This is a genomic window from Pseudoalteromonas sp. SMS1 (assembly GCF_021530565.1).
GTDB lineage: Bacteria > Pseudomonadota > Gammaproteobacteria > Enterobacterales > Alteromonadaceae > Pseudoalteromonas.
Window position 1 is genome coordinate 24,138 of sequence record NZ_JAKGBI010000035.1, and the last position, 6,270, is coordinate 30,407.

Sequence of the window (6,270 nt, forward strand, 5' to 3'; positions counted from 1 at the left end):
CGTTATACTAGTTTACACCTTCACTTTATAGAGCAATGAGTTATGGCGCAAGTTCATCCGATCAATGCATTTAATGATAACTACATTTGGGCCATTTGTGAGCCTCACAGCCAAGGGACTTGGGTGGTAGACCCAGGTCAAAGTGCCCCTGTAATGCAATTCTTACGTGAAAAAAATAGACAGCTTAAGGGGATTTTAGTAACACACCATCATTGGGATCACACCGACGGCATAGCCGAGATACGAGAGAGCTTTCCTGACATACCAGTGTATGGCCCAAAAGACTCCCCCTACCTTGGGATTACGCACCCTTTAGTGAAAGGTGATTCAATAACGATAGCTGGCGCACAATACAATATCATTGAAACACCCGGGCACACTCTGGATCACATCTGTTATGTTAATGAAGCTCGCGCCTTTACAGGAGACACGCTGTTTAGCGGTGGTTGCGGCAGATTGTTTGAAGGTAGCGCGGAACAAATGTGGCAATCATTAAGTAAGTTGTCTGAGCTTCCTGATACATGTGAAGTTTATTGCACTCACGAATACACACTCGCAAATTTAGCCTTTGCAAACGCCGTTGAGCCAGATAATACGGCACTTAAAACCTATACTGTGTGGGCCACACAACAAAGAGCACAGAATCGACCGACTTTACCCTCAACCATAGGCAAAGAGCTGGCTGTGAACCCTTTTCTAAGAGCGAATTCAAACGCCATCTTACGTCATTTACCAGAGTCACTCGCCACTCCAACTGAGACAACTTCGCAAGTGTTTGCAAAACTAAGATTATGGAAGGACCAATTCTGACCCGTGCAAAATGCATAAATCGAATAACGGTTCATGTCGACGGTACTCAATTGTAAAGTTTAGTACTGTCGGGCACGAGGGCTGCTTTTTAATCCACCTCACCATGTAAAAGCAAATTTATTCAACACCCCAACGTTGCGTTCGGCTTTAAAAGTGCCACAGATAAAGGTAACATTGCCGGGTTTTTGCCCGACAAAAAGAGATTTATGAAAAAGTCACTGCTGATAATTGCGATAGTCGGTTTGCTCTCAGGTTGTCAAACAACTTTAGAACAAGCTGCGCCTCAACAAACTGAACTTTTGGATCATGCCAGCCCAGCGCAAATAAGTGAGGCCTTATCTCACGCGATTCAGGAACCGATTGAAGCTGACGAGCCCCCTCCTGTTTTTGATGACGTGTGGGAACGTATTCGCTATCAATTGTCGATCCCAGTGCCACAGAACCGACCAGTGGTCACTGAAAGAAACTATTATCAGCGCCACCAAGCATACCTAGATCGTATCTCAAAAAGAGCAGAGCCCTATCTCTACTTTATTGTTGAAGAAGTTGAAAAGCGCGAGATGCCTATCGAGATAGCGCTACTGCCAATTGTCGAAAGTGCATTTGACCCATTTGGTTATTCACACCGTAGTGCGTCTGGAATTTGGCAGTTTATGCCGCAAACCGGTGAACGTTTCGACCTGAAACAGAACTGGTGGTACGACGGCCGCAGAGACATCGTACAATCCACTCGTGCTGCTTTAGACTATTTAACATACTTACATAAAACACTGGATGGAGATTGGTTAAACGCGATTGCGGCCTACAATTCTGGCGAAGGTAGAGTTATGCGGGCGATCCGTAAAAACAGAAAGAAACACCTTCCCACCGACTTTTGGTCGTTGGACTTGCCAAGAGAAACAACGGCTTACGTCCCAAAACTATTGGCATTATCTGACTTATTAATGCGCCAAGATGAATTTAAAGTTAAGTGGAATAAAATAATCAATGCGCAAGTTGTGGATACTGTTGAAGTAGGCACCCAAATTGATTTGGCATTGGCCGCTGAAATGGCAGGGATCACACTGACAGAGCTTTATCGTTTAAACCCAGGGTTTAACCGCTGGGCAACTGATCCAAAGGGGCCACACTCTTTGTTACTCCCATTGGATAAAATTGAACAGTTCAAAACCACCCTTGCGAACACCCCGATGCAAGCACGACTGCGTTGGCAATATTACACTGTTAACAAAGGTGACAGCTTATCTGTTATTGCAAACAAGTTTGATACCAACATTAGTGCAATTAGAACGCTGAATAAGCTAAATGGGAATGTGATCCGAGTTGGACAACAACTATTAGTGCCATTAAGCGAAGGTGAACTAAAGAGCGAACACCTACCAACGGCAGTTAGAAAAGTCGCTAACCCCCCCCAGCCAAACAAAAAAGTACACACCGTTAAAAGTGGTGACACATTGTGGGATATCAGTCGAGAGTATGATGTGACCATTAAGCAGTTAGCTGCATGGAATAAATTAAAGCCGAGCTCTGTTCTAAAGCTGGGCCAAAAGCTAACCATCTATAAAGCCCAGCAACAAAACAAGACAGTGGGGTTGCAAAGTAAATCACGCACGATCACTTATAAGGTACGAAAAGGTGACTCACTGGCTAGAATTGCCAACAAGTTTAATGTCTCTATCAAAGACATCGTGAAGTGGAATTCATTGGCTGGGCAAAAGTATTTGCAGCCAGGCCAAAAACTCAAGTTAAAGGTGAATGTGCAAACGACTTAATCGCACACATCACTGTCAAAAAGGCCACGTATTGGAAACCAACGTGGCCTTTTTTAATGCACCTATAATGTGGCTAGCCAACTTTTTAGCCAAGGTTCTACAGGCTCCCAAGGCTCAAAATATTCCCCAGCATCCACGTCTAACCTCGGCTGCGGAATACGTGCGTTGAGCTCTTGAACCAAAGCATCTATCTGGCGACCGGCGCCACAGTAAGTATCACCATAACTGCTGTCTCCCAATGCCACAATGCCCACCTGTTTGTTGGTTAACATCGGCAATTGCGCTTGCATTTGTAAGAACAACGGGAATAGGCCATCAGGAATGTCCCCCTGTCCCGTTGTAGAAGATACGAATAGCACGTGTTCTGCGGCTTTTAACGTATCGATAGTCGGAGGCTCAGCAATATTTGCTTGATGGCCTTGTGCATTGATATGGGACTCTATTTGCGTAGCTAAGTTTTCTGCATTGCCGTAGACACTGCCTACAAATAGCGTAATTGACGCCATTATTGATAATCCTTCTCTGTTGATGGCCAACCTAGCTGACGGCAAATATCGAGCATGTCATCACCTAAATTAGCGCGTATTAAAATAGGTTGCTTTGTATAAGGATGTATAAACTTTAGCTCAGTTGCAAATAACATGAGACGCTGGAGCTGAAAATGATCACGGAAAAAGTGATTGTGCTTATTATCACCATGGTTTACGTCACCAATAATCGGGGTAGATAAGTGATTTAAATGGCGTCGGATTTGGTGCTTTCGACCTGTTTTTGGAAAACATTCCACCAGCGAATAACGAATACTTGGATATTTACCAAATGGAATATCAAGACTTGCACGGTGTAAACAACGCACCAATGTCTGAGCGTCTTGAGGGGCTTTGTCTTGATCTGCAAATTTATCGGCAATTTTGTCCAACTGCTCTTTTAACGGCTTATCGACAAATACTTCATCCTGACTATACCCCCTCACAAGTGCTAAGTAGCGTTTCTCAACCGTGCCATCAATAAATAATTGATTAATATCTCGTGCTGCTTCTGAGCTCAATGCAAAAAGCAAGACACCACTGGTTGGCCTATCCAATCGATGGACAGGAAAAACATGCTGGCCGAGTTGGTCTCGCAACATTTGCATGGCAAATTGTGTTTCTCGTTTATCTAAAAATGAGCGGTGAACCAACAATCCAGACGGTTTGTTAATAGCGACATAATTTTCGTCTTGGTAAATAATTTCTAACACGATGACGTTCCACCTTGAGAAATCACAGTATCGATTTGCTTTAAAATGGAAATAAGTGCATGTTGTTGAACATGACCTGCAAAAGCGATTTCAGCCATTGGCGTGATTGCAATACTGGTAGGTAGTGGTTGCTCTTCATTTATCATCTGTTGGATCTTGGGAATAAATACAAATTGCAGCCATTGCTCAAAACGGAGTGTGTCGCAACAAAAGGGCTGTGTTGAAGCTAACGCCGTCATATCAATCGGTTCAGATTGCCACAATTTTGCTTGTTTTAATTGATCTGCTAACTCAGCTAGGTGCTGTAAAACTTGTTGGTTCACAGGAGCTCCTCTTATTCTTCCTACCCAGCATGGATTATACCATTGAGTGCCCCCAAGAGCATTTAACTTGAACAACACACCCCAACCAAGTCTTACTACAGGGCGCAAATACCGCTATAATCGCCAACAATGTAAATTCAAGTGAGTATAAAATGACGGCGCAAATTTCAACTTTAGGTGAGCTATTAACTTCTGCTGGGACTCAGTGGCGTGTCTATGATATTGGTCGTAGAATTACCAAAATTGATAAAAAGCAATTTGCTCAAATTGAAAATACTGAAGCGCCTTATCCATACCCTTTGGGCAATCATGCATTAATCGCCATTCAGTTTTGGGACAATAAAGCGACGTTAGACCCTTATGTGTGGTTCTTGAAGTTCCCGCTGGATGAGCAAAGTAAATTAATTATTGCAAGTCGTGATCACTTCGCATCGATGGTGATTGAAGCTTTAGGCACTCAGTTAACTGGTGAAGAAGCGCAAGGTAAGTTGGATAACAATCCGTATGTTTACACCCCCAATGCAAATAAATTGGCCGCTTTTAACGCACTGATGAAGTGTGAATTAAAACGACCCGCTTCACAATATTATGAAACTGTAGAACACTATTTTGCCAACCCCGAACAACAAGACTGGCAAAGTATAGCGCTGCAAGGCCTCGCTGATTATGCAATGCGCTTAACACACGCTAATAATCAAGCAAACTTAATTTCGCGTTGGGCCTCATTGCCTGAGCAAGTGCAAACCCCCCTTGCAGCAATGCTTGAACACGTTGCTATTTCCACTGAACTCACAGAGTTCCTGCAAATACAGCTAGCAACACACTCACCGCAAAACTTAGCCAGCAGTATAAACTGCTTTAGAGCGATGTCTGGCAGTCATGGTCTTGGCCTCATTGCTCAGTCTGTCGATCATTTATTAGAATCCGACCTGTCAGAACAACCCGACGTACTTCTGACCATTGCAGGAAGAGGCTGGGAGACCCTAACCGATCCACAACGCTTATATACTTTTATGGATAGCGCTGCGCACACGACTCAAATAGAAGGACTTTTTGAAAGTATTTTCGCCGATTTAGTTGCAATTCCAATGCTCCGACCTCATGTATTAGGATTATTGAGAGCGCAAAATCGCAGCGAAACACTTTCTAGAGCAATTGGCAGGCTATTTTCATAAATGACAACACTTTGGCTTTTTATCATTATTTTTACGACCTGTGGTTTTTTCTGGTACAGCAGAGAAATCGCGGAAGCCGCTCGTGAGCATGCAGCACAACAAGCTGAGAAGTTAAATGTACAGCTTCTCAGTGTTGCCTGCCAAAAAAGGCGAATTGGCGTGCTGAAAAATGGTAAGTTAGGGATAAAGAGTCAATTTCAGTTTGAGTTTAGTTCGGACAGAGATACTGCCTACAAAGGAACATTGTATTTAGAAAATCAAATATTGGTTAACATGGATGTGCCGCCGCACAGAATTGTTGAGTGATTTCAAGAAGGTATTTGGGGTAAATAAAATCTACAGGTCTTTAAAAAACTAAGGCGCAACCCTTTTTGTCACGCCCCAATCCGACGAATTCCCTTGGAGGTATCCACTACCTCTGCCTACAACTAAACAAGCAAGCCGCCAACTTTCATCTTCCCCTGAACGGGTATATATCCAGCACACCCGATCTTCGTCCATGTCTTCGTCCTTAGCGCATCCAGCACTTTCCCACTTCACAAATCCTGTTGTGTGATTCCCTTTACGTTGCATCTCCTATGCAAGTACATCCACTGTATAGAATCCTTTATGACATTTCCTATGTCTGCACACCCTGTGCTAATTCCTCTGTCGTCTTGACTCCCCTTCACCTTATCCTTCGGTGCTCCTTATCCATGTGACATTTCCTATGTCTGCACATCCTGTGCTAATTCCTCTGTCGTCTTGACTCCCCTTCACCTTGTCCTTCGGTGCTCCTTATCCATGTGACATTTCCTATGTCCGCACGTCCTGTGCTAATTCCTCTGTCGTCCTGACTCCCCTTCACCTTATCCTTCGGCGCTCCTAATCCATGTGACATTTCCTATGTCTGCACATCCTGTGCTAATTCCTCTGTCGTCTTGACTCCCCTTCACCTTGTCCTTCGGCGC

8 protein-coding genes are annotated in these 6,270 nt (G+C 43.9%); 4 read left to right on the plus strand and 4 right to left on the minus strand.

The genetic code is table 11. The annotated features are described in order from the left end of the window. The first annotated feature begins 42 nt into the window (after positions 1-42). Together gloB and L1286_RS23440 are read left to right on the plus strand one after the other, a co-directional pair. Positions 43-810, plus strand: a complete 768-nt coding sequence (gene gloB / locus L1286_RS23435) for a hydroxyacylglutathione hydrolase (RefSeq protein WP_235409444.1) — start codon at positions 43-45, stop codon at positions 808-810. Between the two features lie 206 nt (positions 811-1,016). Continuing rightward, on the plus strand, positions 1,017-2,582 hold the full coding sequence (locus L1286_RS23440) for a LysM peptidoglycan-binding domain-containing protein (RefSeq protein WP_235409445.1): 1,566 nt from the start codon (positions 1,017-1,019) through the stop codon (positions 2,580-2,582). 62 nt (positions 2,583-2,644) lie between these two features. Here L1286_RS23440 and L1286_RS23445 read toward each other — a convergent pair whose 3' ends face one another. From L1286_RS23445 to L1286_RS23455, 3 genes are read right to left on the minus strand one after another with little or no spacing between them, the layout of a single operon-like run. Next, a complete protein-coding gene (locus L1286_RS23445; protein ID WP_235409446.1) occupies positions 2,645-3,088 on the minus strand; it encodes a flavodoxin domain-containing protein in 444 nt (147 codons plus the stop codon). Then, complete coding sequence (gene truC / locus L1286_RS23450) at positions 3,088-3,822, minus strand: tRNA pseudouridine(65) synthase TruC (RefSeq protein ID WP_235409447.1); 735 nt, start codon at positions 3,820-3,822, stop codon at positions 3,088-3,090. Before truC ends, L1286_RS23445 begins: the two co-directional genes overlap by 1 nt. Next, positions 3,816-4,145: a YqcC family protein gene (locus L1286_RS23455; protein WP_235409448.1), complete on the minus strand. Its 330-nt coding sequence runs from the start codon at positions 4,143-4,145 to the stop codon at positions 3,816-3,818. Before L1286_RS23455 ends, truC begins: the two co-directional genes overlap by 7 nt. A 152-nt stretch (positions 4,146-4,297) precedes the next feature. Here L1286_RS23455 and L1286_RS23460 point away from each other — a divergent pair, with 152 nt between their 5' ends. Continuing rightward, the gene (locus tag L1286_RS23460; protein WP_235409449.1) at positions 4,298-5,320 is read left to right on the plus strand and encodes a DUF3549 family protein; all 1,023 of its coding nucleotides are present in this window, start codon (positions 4,298-4,300) and stop codon (positions 5,318-5,320) included. After that, the gene (locus L1286_RS23465; protein WP_235409450.1) at positions 5,321-5,626 is read left to right on the plus strand and encodes a DUF3301 domain-containing protein; all 306 of its coding nucleotides are present in this window, start codon (positions 5,321-5,323) and stop codon (positions 5,624-5,626) included. 48 nt (positions 5,627-5,674) lie between these two features. Here L1286_RS23465 and L1286_RS23470 read toward each other — a convergent pair whose 3' ends face one another. Beyond that, the gene (locus tag L1286_RS23470; RefSeq protein WP_235409451.1) at positions 5,675-5,821 is read right to left on the minus strand and encodes a hypothetical protein; all 147 of its coding nucleotides are present in this window, start codon (positions 5,819-5,821) and stop codon (positions 5,675-5,677) included. Between the last annotated feature and the right edge of the window lie 449 nt (positions 5,822-6,270).

Excerpts from the sequence above, each read along its gene's own strand:
- gloB (WP_235409444.1), top strand. The coding sequence starts at position 43 with ATGGCGCAAGTTCATCCGATCAATGCATTTAATGATAACTACATTTGG.
- L1286_RS23440 (WP_235409445.1), top strand. The coding sequence starts at position 1,017 with ATGAAAAAGTCACTGCTGATAATTGCGATAGTCGGTTTGCTCTCAGGT.
- L1286_RS23445 (WP_235409446.1), bottom strand. The coding sequence starts at position 3,088 with ATGGCGTCAATTACGCTATTTGTAGGCAGTGTCTACGGCAATGCAGAA.
- L1286_RS23460 (WP_235409449.1), top strand. The coding sequence starts at position 4,298 with ATGACGGCGCAAATTTCAACTTTAGGTGAGCTATTAACTTCTGCTGGG.
- L1286_RS23465 (WP_235409450.1), top strand. The coding sequence starts at position 5,321 with ATGACAACACTTTGGCTTTTTATCATTATTTTTACGACCTGTGGTTTT.
- L1286_RS23470 (WP_235409451.1), bottom strand. The coding sequence starts at position 5,821 with ATGGACGAAGATCGGGTGTGCTGGATATATACCCGTTCAGGGGAAGAT.